This is a genomic window from Pararhizobium sp. PWRC1-1 (genome assembly GCF_049897905.1).
GTDB lineage: Bacteria > Pseudomonadota > Alphaproteobacteria > Rhizobiales > Rhizobiaceae > Pararhizobium.
Genome location: NZ_JAFCXE010000008.1, coordinates 55,838 through 70,264, shown reverse-complemented (window position 1 = coordinate 70,264; position 14,427 = coordinate 55,838). Strand labels below are relative to the sequence as shown.

The following is a 14,427-nucleotide window of genomic DNA, read 5'->3' as shown; positions in this document are numbered from 1 at the left end:
AGGAAACCGGCCGGATAGCTCTGGCCGGTTTTTTTGTTTGGCGGTAGAAAGCATAAAGACAGCAGGAGACAGCCATGCCCGCCCCGAAAAATACCTTCAAAGCCGCGCTCCGCGAGAATCGTTTTCAGCTGGGCCTCTGGGTCGCGCTGGCCAGTCCCTATGCGGCGGAAATCGTCTCGGGCAGTGGCTATGACTGGCTTTTGATCGATGGTGAACACGGGCCGAACGATATTCCGCTTCTGTCGGCACAGATCCAGGCCGTCGCCCGCTCCGGCAGCCATCCGATGGTCCGGCTTCCCATTGGCGAAACATGGCTGATCAAGCAGACCCTCGATACCGGCGCCCAGACGCTGCTGATCCCGATGGTGGAAAGCGTCGAGCAGGCGCAGGCTCTGGTGCGTGCCGTGCGCTACCCGCCGCACGGCGTGCGCGGCGTTGGCGCAGCCCTTGGCCGGGCATCGCAGTTCAGCCGGATCGGCGATTATCTCGAAACGGCCAATGACGAAATCTGCCTGATCGTGCAGATCGAGAGTCGCGCCGGCCTTGCAGAGCTGGATGATATCGCTGCGCTCGACGGCGTTGACGGCCTGTTTATCGGCCCGTCCGATCTGGCAGCTGACATGGGGTATCTTGGCCAACCGGGGCATCCTGAGGTAACCGCGGCAATCAACGGCGCCTTTGATCGCATCGGCAAGGCCGGCAAGGCGCGTGGCATCATGACTTTGAGCCTCGATCAGGCCCATATGTACCGGCAGATGGGCGCGGACTTCATGGCGATCGGCACCGATGTGACACTGCTGGTCAGCGCCACGACCCGGCTGCGGGAGGATTTCCTGTCCGGTGGAAAGAGTGATGCCAAGCCGGTTGCCGGCTACTGATCATCAGCTTTTGATGATTGCTGTCAGCTTCGGCATCGCCACATCCGGGCTCCAGGCCTTGAAATCGGCGAGCCGCCGGGTGATTTTCTCGGCGTGATGGTTGGCGATGTCGCGGATGCGGTGGTCCAGAAACGGATTGTGAAACCGGTCGAGCGTCAAAGTCACGTAATCGGTTGCCTCGATGCCGAGGTTCTTCGCGGCAAAGCCGGGAATGACCTCGGTTTCATAGATATCCATCAGCATTGCGAGAACGTCCGGATCCTTCAGGATGGCTTTCACGGTCTCATCATGAGGACGGCCGGTTTTTAGCCAGAGATCGGCCAGCACAGTGTGGCCGAGGTTGAGGATGTGCAGCTTCAGTTTTTCGTAAGGAGAGAGGTCGTCGACCAGCAGAATGGACGGATGCCTGCAGGGGAGTTTTAACCTGGGCTGCGCCTCTATCGCCCACAGCGCATAGGGCTCTGCCACCGCTCCGGCAGGCTCCAATGGTTCGGAGACGATCCGGTCCACCAGCGTATTGCCCCAGATAACCTGGTTTGCCAGCCAGTCCTTGAAACCCGCATCAGCGATCCGGCTGGATTGAAGATCGAGCATTACCGTTTTCAGCGTGTCACCGTTGCGGGCGACGAGTTCACAGAGCAGAACCGTCAGCGCCTTGCCGCCTGCGCGATAGCGCTCGTGCAAAAGGATCAGCAGTTTGCCGGGAAACGAGGCCGGGATATCCGTCACAAGATCGTCAAAACCGATCGCATAGCCGGTATCGCCGGTATTGGAGATCAGCACTTCCGCTTCCGTGGCCACGATCCGCTTGATCTCGTCCCAGTCGGCCGAAGTGGACAGTGCCCGGGCGACGCTTTTGACCTGCTGGGTGCGATCGACTTTGGCGCCATCCACAAGCCCCCTGATGATGACTGGAAAACCGTCCGGCGCCGCCAAAGCCGTTAAGCGTGCGGCACGCTCCACTGATCCGGTGGTTTGCACGATCGTGATCTTGCCGATGGCTTCGCCCCTTTCCAGTGCCTCACTGACGAAAAGATCGCATGAGCCTGCAGGAATCGGCTGGTTCCAAACTGAACAATGGGTGTGATCATGATATCTTGAATCCGGCTATTGAATGGACTGGAGCAGGGTTTCTCGCGCAGACTTGAGGTGTCTGCGGCATGCAGCCTCCACTTTTACAGGGTCGCGGGAGCGAAGGGCGGCGATATAGTCGAGATGTTCCTCGAGCGCCCGGGCGTTTCGCTCGCGCGCATTCGTCTTGTTCCACTGGTAATGATAGTGAAAGACGATGGTGATGATGTCGTAGAAATCGACGATGAACCGGTTGCTCGATGACGTATGCACCAGAAGATGGAAGCGTTCGTCGAGCTCCGAGAATTCCTTGTAGCGATTGTCGATATCGGCGAGGATTTCATGGTGCAGGGCCTCGATTCGCTCGAGATCGGCCCATGCCGGGTGCTCTGGAGCAAGGGCGGCAAAGCTCGCGGCCGAGCGCAGTTCGAACATTTCGCGCACTTCCGTCAGTTCCAGCGCAAACTCGCGGGTAAAACCCTTGAGGATCCAGTGGCTGTTCGGACGCTTCTCGATCAGGCCGAAGCGGCTGAAGCGAATCAGGAATTCGCGCACGCTGGTGGTGCCGGTGCCGATATCTCGCGCCAGTTCCAGCTCGTTGATCTGCATGCCAGGCTCGGCACCGCCGGCCAGAATCCGGCGCATGAAACTGCGCTCGATGATGTCGGAGAGCGAATCGGTTTCTTCCGCCGGATAATAATCCTCCGGTCTCGGCTGGCGCAGGACCACCTTTGCCCGCTTGTCCCAGGCCAGCAGCTGTAGCTCTTCCATACGCGTCAGAATGGCGCGGATGGTCGTGCGGCTGACGCCGAGCATCGTGCCCAGTTCCGGCTCGGACGGCAGGCTGGATGTTTCCGCCAGGAGCTTGAGGCAACGGTTGAAGGCGTCCTTGAAGACGGTATTCTGTTTCGCCATGGCTGTATCGACCGGATATGAGTTCTGTAAGCCCAAAGCGTGGGCGGGGTTTTTTTAACGTGCTCTATCCGACCGGTTTGATGCTGTCTTCGATTTTGCTCTGCGGGTTCATCGTGTTTCGTCCCTGATTTTGTTTTTGATGCGGTGCTTGCGTCGCGCCCTTCAGCCGCACCCCATAATACCCATTGACGATAAACTGTCTATTGTGGATAAAAGACAAAACGAATGAGAGGCTCATTCGAATAAGAATTGCCAGGGAGATACCAAGGGTGACCGCACCTTCCTTCATCGTTTTGTCGCCGGACGACAATGTCGCCGTCGCATCGCTGGCCATCGAGGCGGGTGGTGAACTGCCGGGCGGCGTGCGCGCAAACGGCAAGATCGATCCCGGCCATAAGGTGGCGATCCATCCCGTCCATATCGGCGAACCGGTGGTGAAATACGGCCAGGCGATCGGCCGGGCGACCGTCGAGATCGCTGCGGGCGACCACGTTCATTCGCACAATCTCGCCTTCGATCAGGACCGCCTGTCGATCGGCGCTCCGGTCCCGCCGGAAGCGGCCAGCCTCGCCGACAAGGCGCGGACTTTCCTGGGCTACCGCCGCGCCGACGGGCGCGCCGCGACCCGCAATTTCATCGGCATCATCGCCAGCGTCAACTGTTCCACCACCGTCTGCCGTGCCATCGCGGAGGAAGCCAACAAGGTCATTCTGCCGCGTTATGACGGCATCGACGGTTTCGTGCCGATCGTCCACGATCAGGGCTGCGGTATGAGTTCGACCGGCGACGGCATGAAGAACCTGCACCGCACCCTTGCCGGCTATACGCGCCATGTGAATTTCGGCGGCGTGCTGATGGTCGGGCTTGGCTGCGAGGTCAACCAGCTGACGCTCTACGGCCAGTCGGGCGCCGGTGCCGGCAAAAGGCATTTCAACATTCAGGATGCCGGCGGCTCGCGCCGCGCCGTAGCCCGGGCTTTGGGCGTGCTTGAGGAGATCGCCGCGGAAATCGGCACTGCCAAGCGAATTCCGATCCCGGTCAGCGAAATCATCGTCGGGTTGCAATGCGGCGGTTCGGATGGGCTTTCGGGCATTACGGCCAATCCGGCTTTGGGGGCTGCTGTTGATATTCTGGCCGGTGCCGGCGGTACGGCCATCCTGTCGGAAACCTCGGAAATCTACGGTGCCGAGCATCTGCTGCGCAGCCGGGCCGTCAATGATGGCGTCGCGGAAAAACTCGACGGCCTGATTTCCTGGTGGGAAGACTATGTCGCCATGCATGGCGCTTCGCTCGACAACAATCCTTCGCCGGGCAACAAGCGCGGCGGCCTGACGACGATCCTGGAAAAATCGCTCGGTGCCGTCGCCAAGGGTGGCCGCTCGCCGCTGACGGCGGTCTATCATTATGCCGAGCGGGTGACGGAACACGGCCTCGTCTTCATGGATACGCCCGGCTACGACCCGGTCTCGGCGACAGGACAGGTCGCGGGCGGCGCCAATGTCATCACGTTTACGACCGGTCGAGGCAGCTGTTTTGGCTCGCGTCCATGTCCGTCGATCAAGCTGACCAGCAACACGGCACTGTATCGCGCCATGGAGGAAGACATGGATATCGATTGCGGCACCATTGCTACGGGTGACGCGACGATAGCCGGCATGGGCCGCGAGATCTTCGATCTGATCATCGATACGGCGTCCGGCAAGAAAACCAAGAGCGAGCTGTTCGGTTACGGCGACAATGAATTCGTGCCCTGGCACCTGGGCGCGACACTCTGACGGGCGGGCGTTGGAGCGGAGGATAGAATTGATGCAGACACGCAAAATCGGCCAGACGGACCTTTCCGTCACCGAATACAGCTTTGGCACGGCGCCGCTCGGCGGCATGTACCGGGCCTGTCCGCGCGAAGCGGCAATGGAAACGCTGGAAGCGGCCTGGACTGCCGGATTGCGGTTCATGGATACGGCGCCCTGGTACGGGTTTGGTCTTGCCGAGCGTCGCGTCGGCGATTTCCTGCGTGACAAGCCCAAAGGCAGTTATGTTCTGTCGACGAAGGTTGGCCGGCTGCAGCGGCCGGTCGCCGACGATGAGGTGCCAAGCTACGGTTTCGTCGATCCGCTGCCATTCGATACGGATTACGACTATTCCTATGACGGTATCATGCGCTCGGTCGAATTCAGCTATGCCCGCCTTGGGCTCAACCGCATCGATATTCTCTTCGTCCACGATATCGGTGTCTATACGCACGGTGCCGAGCGCAATGCTGTCTATCTTCGCCAGTTGCTGGATGGTGGTTTGAAGGCGTTGGACCAGCTGAAATCGAGCGGCGCCATCGCGGCTTACGGCCTGGGAGTCAATGAAGTGCCGGTTTGCCTCGATGTGATGGCTAAGGCGGATATCGACTGCATCCTTCTGGCCGGGCGCTATACGCTTCTTGATCGCACCGCCACCGCCGAATTGCTGCCGCTCTGCGAGAAAAAGAAAACCTCGCTGGTGGTTGGCGGCGTTTTCAATTCGGGTATTCTGGCCACCGGTCCGGTGGAGGGGGCGCATTTCGACTATATGCCGGCGACCCCGGACGTTCTCGACAAGGTGAGAGCGATGGAAACGATTGCGCGATCTCAAGGACTGCCGCTGGCAGCACCGGCGATCCAATTTCCGTTGCAAAGCCCGGCGGTTGCCTCGGTTCTTCTCGGAACAGCCAAACCGTCGAGCCTGACCCGCAATATGGAATTGACCGAGCGGCGTCTGCAGTCGGACGATTTTAAGGCTTACGAAGCGCATACGTTGGTAGCCCCGGAACTCGGCGCAGACGCTGTTCGGGTTTAGCCGGCTTTCAAGAGACAAAGGAAAAACGGAATGCTGAAGGGAATACATCCATTGCTCGGTCCGGAATTGCTGCATGCGATCCGCACCATGGGGCATGGGGACGAGATCGTGATTGCCGATGCCAACTTTCCGGCCAGCACGATGGGGCCGAAGGTGGTGCGGGCGGACGGGGTCGATGCGCTGAGCATTCTCGAGGCTATCCTCGCCCATATGCCGCTCGACACGTTCGTGGATGAATCCGCCTGGCGCATGGAAGTCGTCGGCGATCCGCAGGCGGTGCCGGATGTCTGCGTCAAGTTCCAGAGCCTGGTCAAAAAACTTGCCGGCGACTTCAAGGTGGTGCCGATCGAGCGCTTTGCCTTCTACGAGCGCTCGCGCAAGGCGGCCTATATCGTCGCAACGACGGAATTTCGGCTGTACGGAAATATCATCCTGAAGAAGGGCGTCGTGCATCCGCAGGAACTATACCGCGTATGACACGGTGCTAGCATCCGGCCCATGGAGGTGGGTCGGTTCATCTTCGTGATGAATAACAAAGACTTGGCGTTGGGAGGGAAGCAATGCTCAAGGAATTTCTGGACCGCTTGCAATTTCGAAATTGCTGAGATAGCTTGCCAAGGCAAAATGTTTTTTATGGATAAAAGATCGAGCTGGTTGCGTCTTATAGCTTGGTCTGAGGAGAATTGAACAAGACGTTGTTGGAGGAGAACAACACCATGACCCTTATGAAGAATATCCTGTCCCGCCGCGCCTTCACCAGCCTGGCCGGTGCCGCTGTTTTCGCAACGATGATGCCGATGGCCTCGTTCGCGCAGGACGTCACCATCCCGATCATCGTCAAGGATACGACGTCGTTCTACTGGCAGATCGTTCTGGCTGGCGCCCGCGCTGCCGGCAAGGATCTCGGCGTCAATGTGCCGGAACTCGGCGCCCAGTCGGAATCGGATATCAACGGCCAGATCACCATCCTGGAAAATGCCGTTGCTGGCGCTCCGTCTGCCATCGTTATTGCGCCCACGGAATTCAAGGCGCTTGGCAAGCCGATCGACGAAGCGGCGAAGTCCGTTCCGATCATCGGCATCGATTCCAGCGCCGATTCGAAGGCATTCACCTCGTTCTTGACGACGGATAATGTCCAGGGTGGACGTATCGCCGCTGACGGCTTAGCTGCCGCCATCAAGGAAGCAACCGGCAAGGAAGAGGGCGAAATCGCCATCATCACTCATCTACCGGGAGTCGGCTCGCTCGATCAGCGCCATAAAGGCTTCATGGAACAGATCGCTGCAAAATATCCAGGTCTGAAGGTGATCGCCGATAAATACGCTGACGGTCAGGCAACCACCGGCCTCAACATGATGACCGACTTGATTACGGCAAACCCGAACCTGATCGGCGTTTTCGCTTCAAACCTAATACAAGCACAGGGTGTCGGCCAGGCGATCGCTGAAAACAAGATCAGCGACAAGATAAAGATGATCGGCTTCGACAGCGATGAAAAGACGGTCGGCTTCCTGAAGGAAGGCGTTATCGCAGGCCTCGTGGTGCAGGATCCTTATCGCATGGGCTATGACGGCATCAAAACCGCTCTCGCTGCTTCGAAAAAGGAAAAGGTCGAGGCCAATGTCGATACCGGCGCAAACCTGGTGACGAAGGCCAACATGGCCGAGCCGAAGATCGACGCCCTTCTGAACCCGAAGGTCAACTGATCGAAACAACACGGCAGGCCGTTCCAATAGCGGTCTGCCGTCTGTCGCATAACGCGATCCAGATTTGTTTCAGCAAAGCTCCGCTGTGTTGAAACGGATTTCGGGTTGGGGAGGAGAGCCGCCATGACCGGACTTCACGATGTCAGCCACCGGCACGAGGGCGCGACGACGATTGCCAAGCACCCCGTTCCCAAGGGCGAGCCGATCCTGGAACTGCGGGGCCTGCAGAAGAAATATGGTGCCGTCGAGGCCTTGAAGCCGGCAAATATCACCTTTCTGTCCGGCGAAGTCCATGCAATCGTCGGCGAAAATGGCGCCGGTAAATCGACGCTGATAAAGCTTCTGACCGGGGTTATCCGGCGAACGTCTGGCGAGGTCTTCTGGTGCGGCGATGCGGTGCAGCTTGCCACTCCGAACGAGGCGATTTCGCGCGGCATCAACGCTGTGCATCAGGAGGTCGTGCTTTGCCGCCACCTGTCCGTCGCAGCCAATATGTTTCTCGGCGACGAGATCAACAAGAACGGCCTGATGCGCAAGCGCGCCATGACAGATGCGGCCCAGGCCGTGCTCAACGATCTCGGCTTCAATCTGCCGGCCGCCGCTTTGCTATCGAGCCTCACGATCGGCCAGCAGCAACTGGTGGCGACGGCGCGCGCGGCGATGCGCGGCACCCAGTTCCTGATTTTCGACGAGCCGACCGCCTACCTGACCCGCCAGGAATCGGCGCAGCTCTTCCGGCTCATTCGCCGGCTACAGGCCGAAGGCGTAACCATCGTCTATATCAGCCATCGCATGGAAGAGGTTTTCGAGCTGGCCGACCGCGTTTCGGTCCTGCGTGACGGCGCTCATATCGGCACGCGCAAGATCGCCGAGACCAATGATACCGAGCTGATCTCGATGATGATCAACCGCACCATCGAGCAGATTTATCACAAGGAAACGCTGCCGATCGGCGCGACCATCGTCGAAACGCGTGGTCTTTCCGGTCCAGGTTTCTCGGATGTCTCGCTATCCGTGCGAGCCGGGGAAATCGTCGGGCTTTACGGTCTGATCGGTGCCGGGCGCAGCGAATTCGCGCTGGGGCTTTATGGCCGCCAGCCCTTGAATGCCGGGGAAGTCTACTGGCAGGGCAGCAAGGTGAAGATCCGCAATGAACGCGACGCGATGGACCTCGGCATTGCGCTGGCACCGGAAAGCCGCCGCGACCAGGGGCTCTGCCTCAACCTGCCGATCGGGCTCAATATCAATCTTCCGGTGTTTGACCGGTTATCGCGCGGCCTGACGATCAACCGCGGGCGTGAGATCGAGAATGCCGACCGGCAGATCAAGGATCTGAAGATCAAGACGCCGACGCGGCGTGTGTTGGCGTCGGCCATGTCCGGCGGCAACCAGCAGAAGATCGTCATCGGCAAATGGCTGAGCCATGGCGCCAAGCTGTTCATCTTCGACGAGCCGACCGTGGGCGTCGATGTCGGCACCAAGGCGGAAATCTACCGGCTGTTTGCAAGGCTATTGGAGCAGGGGGCGGGCATCATCCTGATCTCATCTTATCTGCCGGAGGTTTACGAGCTGTCGGACCGGTTGCATGTATTCCGCCAGGGAAAGCTCGTCGCCAGCCACACCTATCGTAGTGCGTCTCATGAAGAAGTGCTGACCCAGGCGATCGGCGTCTAGCATGATGAAAAGACCGGATAAGAAAATGCGTGGAGGAAAATCATGAGCGTAGAGACCACAACGGAAATCGCACCGGTGCCGAAGAAGGGCATGAACATCCTGTTCGGCCTCACCTTGCTCGGGCTCTTGCTGTTCCTCTGGCTGCTTCTTGGCATCTCGACCACAAGTTTCTGGACCTCCAACAATATCAGCAACCTTCTGCGTCAGGGTTCGATGACGGCGATCCTTGCTGTCGGGCAGACCTTCGTCATCATCACCGCCGGCATCGATCTGTCCGTGGGTGCCGTGGTCGGTTTCTCCAGCGTCACCGTCGCCTGGCTCTTGCAGCATGGCGTGCCGCTCTGGCCGGCCATGGGCATCACCCTTCTGGTCGGCGTGGCGATCGGCGCCTTTCATGCCTTCGGCATCGTCCGCATGGGGCTTCCTGCCTTCATCATCACGCTGGCGACGTTGACCTCGCTGCGTGGTATTGGCCTGTTGGTGACCAATGGCTCGACGATCTCGATCAGCGACGAGTCCTTCACCAATTTTTCGCGCGCTGATTTCCTCGGCATTCCCAGCCTGTTTTGGATGGTCATAGTCGTTGCGATACCGGCTTACATCTTCCTCCACTTGAGCCGTTGGGGCCGTTATCTCTTTGCCGTCGGCTCCAACAGCGAAGCCGCACGTCTCTCCGGCGTCAATGTCAATCGCACGATCTATCTCGCCTATATCCTGTCTTCCACCTGCGCTGCCTTTGTCGGCCTGCTGCTTGCCTCGCGCATCGGCATCGGCAACGCCACCCAGGCCGAAGGCTGGGAATTGCAGGCGATCGCCTCCTCTGTCATCGGCGGCACCAGCCTGTTCGGCGCGGTTGGCTCGGTACATGGGCCGCTGCTCGGCGCCTTCATCCTGGCGACCATCAACAACGGCGCCAATCTGCTCAACGTCAATGCGTTCGTGCAGCGGATTATCACCGGCGTGCTGATCATCGTCATCGTCTATTTCGACCAGTTGCGCCGCCGCGGTTCGCGCTGATCCCTGCGGTATCCGGCCGGTTTGATCCCGGCCGGTTGCCGTTGCCATCCGCCCATCTGTGAAGTGAGACTGCAAGGAATGCCTGCCATGAAAGCGGCCATCTGCCCGGAGCCCGGGCGCCTGGAGATCATCGACAGACCTGCACCGGGTTCGCCGCCAAAAGGCTGGGCCCGGCTGGCGGTCAGCCATGTCGGCATCTGCGGCACGGATTATCATATTTTCGAGGGCAAACACCCCTATCTTGAATACCCAAGAGTCATGGGACACGAGATTTCGGCAACGGTGATCGAGCCCGGCGAAGGCGTATCCTTGGCGCCGGGCACGCCTGTCATCGTCAATCCGTATCTGTCCTGCGGAACCTGCATCGCCTGCCGCAAGGACAAGCCGAACTGCTGCACGGCCATCAAGGTTCTGGGCGTCCACACCGATGGCGCACTTTGCGAGGAAATCCTCGTGCCCGAGACAAATCTCTATCCGGCCGGGGATCTTTCGCTGGAGGCTGCGGCAACCGTCGAGTTCCTGGCCATTGGCGCCCATGCCGTACGCCGTTCTCGTGCGCCTGCCGGGTCGAGGGCTCTGGTTATTGGGGCCGGACCGATCGGTCTTGGAACGGCGCTCTTCTCCCGCATTGCTGGCCATCAGGTGACACTGCTCGATGCCAGCGCCGAGCGTTTGCAGATGGCCGCTGAACGGCTTGGTTTTGCGCAGGGAATATTGGCCGGGGATGGAGCATCGGAAGCCGTGCTATCGGCCACCGGTGGCGACGGTTTCGATGTGGTCTTCGATGCCACCGGCTTTGGCGGTTCGATGGAGAAATCCTTCTCCTTTGTCGCGCACGGCGGCTGCCTGGTCTTTGTCAGCGTCGTGAAGGACGATATTCGCTTCTCCGATCCCGAGTTTCACAAGCGGGAAATGACGCTGGTCGGCAGCCGCAACGCAACGCGACAGGATTTCGAGCATGTGGCGGCATCGATCCGTGCCGGGCATGTCCCGGTCTCTTCGCTGGTCACGCATCGCACGACGCTGGACGACGTCGTCAACGATTTGCCGCGCTGGGCACATGAGAAGACCGGGCTGATCAAGGCGGTGGTGAAAATATCATCGTGACCCGGATTGAAACCGTATGTCTCAAGCGTGGAAGGCAGCCTCAGGCAAGCACCTTTACCTAGTATGAAGCCTCTGTGACAAGCCTGTGGTGGCCTTGTCAAAGAGGGCTTGAGGCATATTTATTGCGTCGCACAAGAAAAATGCTAGTGTCGGCCCCACTTGCGGACACAAAGAACAACAATTGCAAGGTTGCGTCCGGTTGGGAGCGGCGTTGTCGTTTACGGTAACAAGGAGAACGCTTCCGATGTTCTACCAGCTTTACGAGCTCAATCATGCGATGATGGCCCCCTGGCGTGCGGCCGCCGATGCGATGCGGATCGCCTATGCCAATCCGCTCAATCCGATTGCGCATACCTATATGGGCAGGGCCGCCGCTGCCGGCCTCGAAGTTTTCGAACGCACGACGCGCCGTTACGGCAAACCGGCGTTCGGCCTGCCCGAAACCGTTGTCGATGGCGTGCCGGTTGCGGTCCAGGAGCGCATCGTCTGGCGCGAGCCGTTCTGCAATCTCATCCATTTCCGGCGCGCTGTACCGAAGGGCAGGGCATCCGATCCGAAGGTGCTGATTGTCGCGCCGATGTCCGGCCATTACGCAACGCTTTTGCGCGGCACCGTCGAAGCGCTGTTGCCGCAGTCGGATATCTACATCACCGATTGGATAGATGCCCGCACGGTTCCATTGACCGAAGGCATGTTCGACCTCGATGACTATATCGACTACGTCATCAATATGCTGCATTTTCTAGGCCCCGACACGCATGTGATCGCCGTCTGTCAGCCCGCCGTGCCGGTGCTTGCCGCCGTTGCCATCATGGAAGCCAATGACGATCCGTTGTCGCCGTCTTCTATGACGCTGATGGGTGGTCCGATCGACACGCGCATCAATCCAACGGCCGTGAACCAGCTCGCCAAGGAAAAGCCGCTCAGCTGGTTCCGCGACAACGTTGTGATGCCGGTTCCTTTTCCGCAGGTCGGCTTCCTGCGCCCGGTCTATCCGGGCTTCCTGCAGCTGTCCGGCTTCATGTCGATGAACCTTGACCGGCACCTGACGGCGACGAAGGATTTCTTCGAGCATCTGGTCAAGAACGATGGCGACGCCGCCGAAAAGCACCGCGATTTCTACGATGAGTACATGGCGGTGATGGATCTGACCGCCGAATTCTACCTGCAGACCGTCGATGTCGTCTTCATGAAGCATGCGCTTCCAAAGGGCGAAATGTTCCACCGCGGCCAGGAGGTGGACACGACTGCGATCCGCAAGGTGGCGCTTTTGACGGTGGAAGGTGAAAACGACGATATTTCCGGCGTTGGCCAGACACAGGCGGCCCAAACGATCTGCACAAACATCCCCGACAACATGCGCCTGCACTATATGCAGCCGGATGTCGGCCATTATGGTGTTTTCAACGGCTCACGTTTCCGCCGTGAAATCGCGCCGCGCATCGCTGCGTTCCACCGCGAACATGCCCGCAGCGCCAAGCCGGTGCGCCAAGTGATTAAGGGTGGTAAGACGGCCTGATCAGCAAAACATATCGATTTCATCGATCGATATCAGAGGCTTGCCGGATTTTGCGGACAATTGTCTTGCAGAGCGGTTAGCCTCTTCCCATCTCGTAATAAGCGGGCCCGAAGGAGAGGCCCACTTTTAGCGAGGACTTCTGAACATGAACCAATCTGCATTGATCCGTCCGGACTGGACGCCAGCGACCATTGCCATGATGGTGCTCGGTTTCGTGATTTTCTGGCCGCTTGGGCTCGCCATGCTTGCCTATATCCTGTTCGGCGAACGGCTGAAGAGCTTCAAGAAGGATGCCAACAACAGCGTTGATGGCTTTTGCTCGTCTTTCAGGCGCAAGAGCCAGCGTTATGGCCGTCCGAGCTTCGGCACCGGCAATGTTGCCTTCGACGACTGGCGCGATGCCGAGCTCGCCCGCCTCGACGAGGAGCGCCGCAAGCTCGACGAAATGCGCGAGCAATTCGACGAATATGCCCGCGAACTTCGCCGCGCCAAGGACCAGGAAGATTTCGACCGTTTCATGCGCGATCGCAATTCCGGCGGTGCCGGCTCGGTTCCGGGCTTCCCGGCCAACTGATCCAGCGATCAGCGAGACAAACAAAACCGGCATCCGCAATGGTGCCGGTTTTTCTTTTTGATGCGGTCCCGTTGGTTCGCGATCATGCGTCCTTCAAACGAATCGGTTATCAAGACACTCATGTTCTCCATGCTTCGAAAGACGCGTCAGCCCAAATCTCCGCCACCACCGGTGACGCGGACGATTGACGTTGCGGGAAAAGTCATGCCGCTGACCATTCGCCAGAATGCCCGGGCAACGCGGATGACTCTACGCATCGAGCCAGGTGGCCGCGCGCTGAAGATGACTATTCCGGCCGGATTGCCCGAACGCGAGATCAATGCCTTCCTCGATCGCCATCAGGGATGGCTGATGACCAAGCTCGCGCGGTTTTCCGGCGAGAGTGTGCTGGAAGAGGGTGGGACCATTCTTCTGCGCGGCGTCGCCCACCGGATCGAGCGCACCGGCAAGCTGCGCGGCCTGACGGAAGCGGTGATCATCGATGACGAACCAGTGCTGCTTGTCAGTGGTGCCGAGGAACACCTGCGCCGCCGGATCGCGGATTTTCTGAAGAAGGAAGCCCGCAAGGACCTGGAACGGCTGGTGTCGATCTACGCCCGCATGGTCGGCAGGAGGGTGAAGTCGCTGAGTTTCAAAGATACGCGCAGCCGCTGGGGATCCTGTGCCGCCGATGGCGCCTTGAGCTTTTCCTGGCGTATCGTCATGGCGCCGCCGAAAGTCATCGACTATCTCGCCGCCCACGAGGTTTCACATCTGCGCGAGATGAACCATGGGCCGGATTTCTGGGATCTGTGCGAACAACTCTGCCCTGCGATGGACGATGCCAAACGCTGGCTGAAGCGCAATGGCACCATGCTGCACGCAATCGACTTCGATTGAGCCTATCCGGCTTAACGCCGGTACTGATTGCCCAGCGCTTCCCTGATCTTCTCATCCGTCTTGTACTGGCTGAGCGCATAGACCGACCAGATCGCCGCCGGAATCCAGCCGATCAGGGTAATCTGCAGGATAAGGCAGATGATGCCCGCAATTGGCCGGCCGATGGTGAAAAACTGAAGCCAGGGCAGGATGATGGCAAGCAGAAGGCGCATGATGTTCTACGTGTGTCTGCTTGGGATATAGGAAGCCTCAGGAGCCATG

General features: G+C 59.3%; 15 protein-coding genes. 11 read left to right on the top strand and 4 right to left on the bottom strand.

The genetic code is table 11. The features are described 5' to 3' along the window. The first annotated feature begins 74 nt into the window (after positions 1-74). Complete coding sequence (locus tag ACP7E0_RS14300) at positions 75-878, top strand: aldolase/citrate lyase family protein (RefSeq protein ID WP_426125701.1); 804 nt, start codon at positions 75-77, stop codon at positions 876-878. 3 nt (positions 879-881) lie between these two features. Here ACP7E0_RS14300 and ACP7E0_RS14295 read toward each other — a convergent pair whose 3' ends face one another. The 3 genes from ACP7E0_RS14295 to ACP7E0_RS14285 all read right to left on the bottom strand — a co-directional run bounded on the left by ACP7E0_RS14295 (position 882) and on the right by ACP7E0_RS14285 (position 3,153). Beyond that, positions 882-1,859, bottom strand: a complete 978-nt coding sequence (locus ACP7E0_RS14295; RefSeq protein ID WP_426125700.1) for a mannitol dehydrogenase family protein — start codon at positions 1,857-1,859, stop codon at positions 882-884. A 126-nt stretch (positions 1,860-1,985) separates the two neighbouring features. After that, positions 1,986-2,864 carry an FCD domain-containing protein gene (locus tag ACP7E0_RS14290; RefSeq protein WP_426125699.1) on the bottom strand — a complete coding sequence of 293 codons (879 nt, stop codon included), beginning with the start codon at positions 2,862-2,864 and terminating at the stop codon, positions 1,986-1,988. Between the two features lie 64 nt (positions 2,865-2,928). Next, positions 2,929-3,153 carry a hypothetical protein gene (locus ACP7E0_RS14285; RefSeq protein ID WP_426125698.1) on the bottom strand — a complete coding sequence of 75 codons (225 nt, stop codon included), beginning with the start codon at positions 3,151-3,153 and terminating at the stop codon, positions 2,929-2,931. Here ACP7E0_RS14285 and ACP7E0_RS14280 point away from each other — a divergent pair. The 10 genes from ACP7E0_RS14280 (at position 3,134) to ACP7E0_RS14235 (ending at position 14,166) form a co-directional block, all read left to right on the top strand. Next, positions 3,134-4,639, top strand: a complete 1,506-nt coding sequence (locus tag ACP7E0_RS14280; RefSeq protein ID WP_426125697.1) for a UxaA family hydrolase — start codon at positions 3,134-3,136, stop codon at positions 4,637-4,639. The genes ACP7E0_RS14285 and ACP7E0_RS14280 overlap by 20 nt on opposite strands. A gap of 31 nt (positions 4,640-4,670) precedes the next feature. Beyond that, entirely contained in the window at positions 4,671-5,690 is a 1,020-nt protein-coding gene (locus tag ACP7E0_RS14275; protein WP_426125696.1) for an aldo/keto reductase, read from the top strand. Between the two features lie 30 nt (positions 5,691-5,720). Further along, complete coding sequence (locus tag ACP7E0_RS14270; protein ID WP_426125695.1) at positions 5,721-6,167, top strand: RbsD/FucU family protein; 447 nt, start codon at positions 5,721-5,723, stop codon at positions 6,165-6,167. A 239-nt stretch (positions 6,168-6,406) separates the two neighbouring features. Next, positions 6,407-7,396 carry an ABC transporter substrate-binding protein gene (locus ACP7E0_RS14265; RefSeq protein ID WP_426125694.1) on the top strand — a complete coding sequence of 330 codons (990 nt, stop codon included), beginning with the start codon at positions 6,407-6,409 and terminating at the stop codon, positions 7,394-7,396. A 123-nt stretch (positions 7,397-7,519) separates the two neighbouring features. Continuing rightward, positions 7,520-9,070: a sugar ABC transporter ATP-binding protein gene (locus ACP7E0_RS14260; RefSeq protein ID WP_426125693.1), complete on the top strand. Its 1,551-nt coding sequence runs from the start codon at positions 7,520-7,522 to the stop codon at positions 9,068-9,070. Positions 9,071-9,112: 42 nt separating this feature from the next. Beyond that, on the top strand, positions 9,113-10,087 hold the full coding sequence (locus ACP7E0_RS14255) for an ABC transporter permease (protein WP_426125692.1): 975 nt from the start codon (positions 9,113-9,115) through the stop codon (positions 10,085-10,087). 87 nt (positions 10,088-10,174) lie between these two features. Further along, on the top strand, positions 10,175-11,194 hold the full coding sequence (locus ACP7E0_RS14250) for a zinc-binding alcohol dehydrogenase family protein (RefSeq protein WP_426125691.1): 1,020 nt from the start codon (positions 10,175-10,177) through the stop codon (positions 11,192-11,194). A gap of 244 nt (positions 11,195-11,438) precedes the next feature. Then, positions 11,439-12,713 (top strand): polyhydroxyalkanoate depolymerase, encoded by a 1,275-nt coding sequence (phaZ, locus tag ACP7E0_RS14245; protein WP_426125690.1) that lies wholly within the window; start codon positions 11,439-11,441, stop codon positions 12,711-12,713. 145 nt (positions 12,714-12,858) lie between these two features. Further along, positions 12,859-13,287 (top strand): DUF2852 domain-containing protein, encoded by a 429-nt coding sequence (locus tag ACP7E0_RS14240; protein ID WP_426125689.1) that lies wholly within the window; start codon positions 12,859-12,861, stop codon positions 13,285-13,287. A 120-nt stretch (positions 13,288-13,407) separates the two neighbouring features. Then, positions 13,408-14,166: a M48 family metallopeptidase gene (locus tag ACP7E0_RS14235; RefSeq protein ID WP_426125857.1), complete on the top strand. Its 759-nt coding sequence runs from the start codon at positions 13,408-13,410 to the stop codon at positions 14,164-14,166. Between the two features lie 11 nt (positions 14,167-14,177). Here the strand turns inward: ACP7E0_RS14235 and ACP7E0_RS14230 are convergent, their stop codons facing one another. Beyond that, the gene (locus ACP7E0_RS14230) at positions 14,178-14,378 is read right to left on the bottom strand and encodes a YqaE/Pmp3 family membrane protein (RefSeq protein WP_426125688.1); all 201 of its coding nucleotides are present in this window, start codon (positions 14,376-14,378) and stop codon (positions 14,178-14,180) included. Positions 14,379-14,427: the final 49 nt, after the last annotated feature.

Excerpts from the sequence above, each read along its gene's own strand:
- ACP7E0_RS14300 (WP_426125701.1), top strand. The coding sequence starts at position 75 with ATGCCCGCCCCGAAAAATACCTTCAAAGCCGCGCTCCGCGAGAATCGT.
- ACP7E0_RS14290 (WP_426125699.1), bottom strand. The coding sequence starts at position 2,864 with ATGGCGAAACAGAATACCGTCTTCAAGGACGCCTTCAACCGTTGCCTC.
- ACP7E0_RS14285 (WP_426125698.1), bottom strand. The coding sequence starts at position 3,153 with ATGAAGGAAGGTGCGGTCACCCTTGGTATCTCCCTGGCAATTCTTATT.
- ACP7E0_RS14275 (WP_426125696.1), top strand. The coding sequence starts at position 4,671 with ATGCAGACACGCAAAATCGGCCAGACGGACCTTTCCGTCACCGAATAC.
- ACP7E0_RS14270 (WP_426125695.1), top strand. The coding sequence starts at position 5,721 with ATGCTGAAGGGAATACATCCATTGCTCGGTCCGGAATTGCTGCATGCG.
- ACP7E0_RS14265 (WP_426125694.1), top strand. The coding sequence starts at position 6,407 with ATGACCCTTATGAAGAATATCCTGTCCCGCCGCGCCTTCACCAGCCTG.
- ACP7E0_RS14260 (WP_426125693.1), top strand. The coding sequence starts at position 7,520 with ATGACCGGACTTCACGATGTCAGCCACCGGCACGAGGGCGCGACGACG.
- ACP7E0_RS14255 (WP_426125692.1), top strand. The coding sequence starts at position 9,113 with ATGAGCGTAGAGACCACAACGGAAATCGCACCGGTGCCGAAGAAGGGC.
- ACP7E0_RS14250 (WP_426125691.1), top strand. The coding sequence starts at position 10,175 with ATGAAAGCGGCCATCTGCCCGGAGCCCGGGCGCCTGGAGATCATCGAC.
- phaZ (WP_426125690.1), top strand. The coding sequence starts at position 11,439 with ATGTTCTACCAGCTTTACGAGCTCAATCATGCGATGATGGCCCCCTGG.
- ACP7E0_RS14240 (WP_426125689.1), top strand. The coding sequence starts at position 12,859 with ATGAACCAATCTGCATTGATCCGTCCGGACTGGACGCCAGCGACCATT.
- ACP7E0_RS14235 (WP_426125857.1), top strand. The coding sequence starts at position 13,408 with ATGTTCTCCATGCTTCGAAAGACGCGTCAGCCCAAATCTCCGCCACCA.
- ACP7E0_RS14230 (WP_426125688.1), bottom strand. The coding sequence starts at position 14,378 with ATGCGCCTTCTGCTTGCCATCATCCTGCCCTGGCTTCAGTTTTTCACC.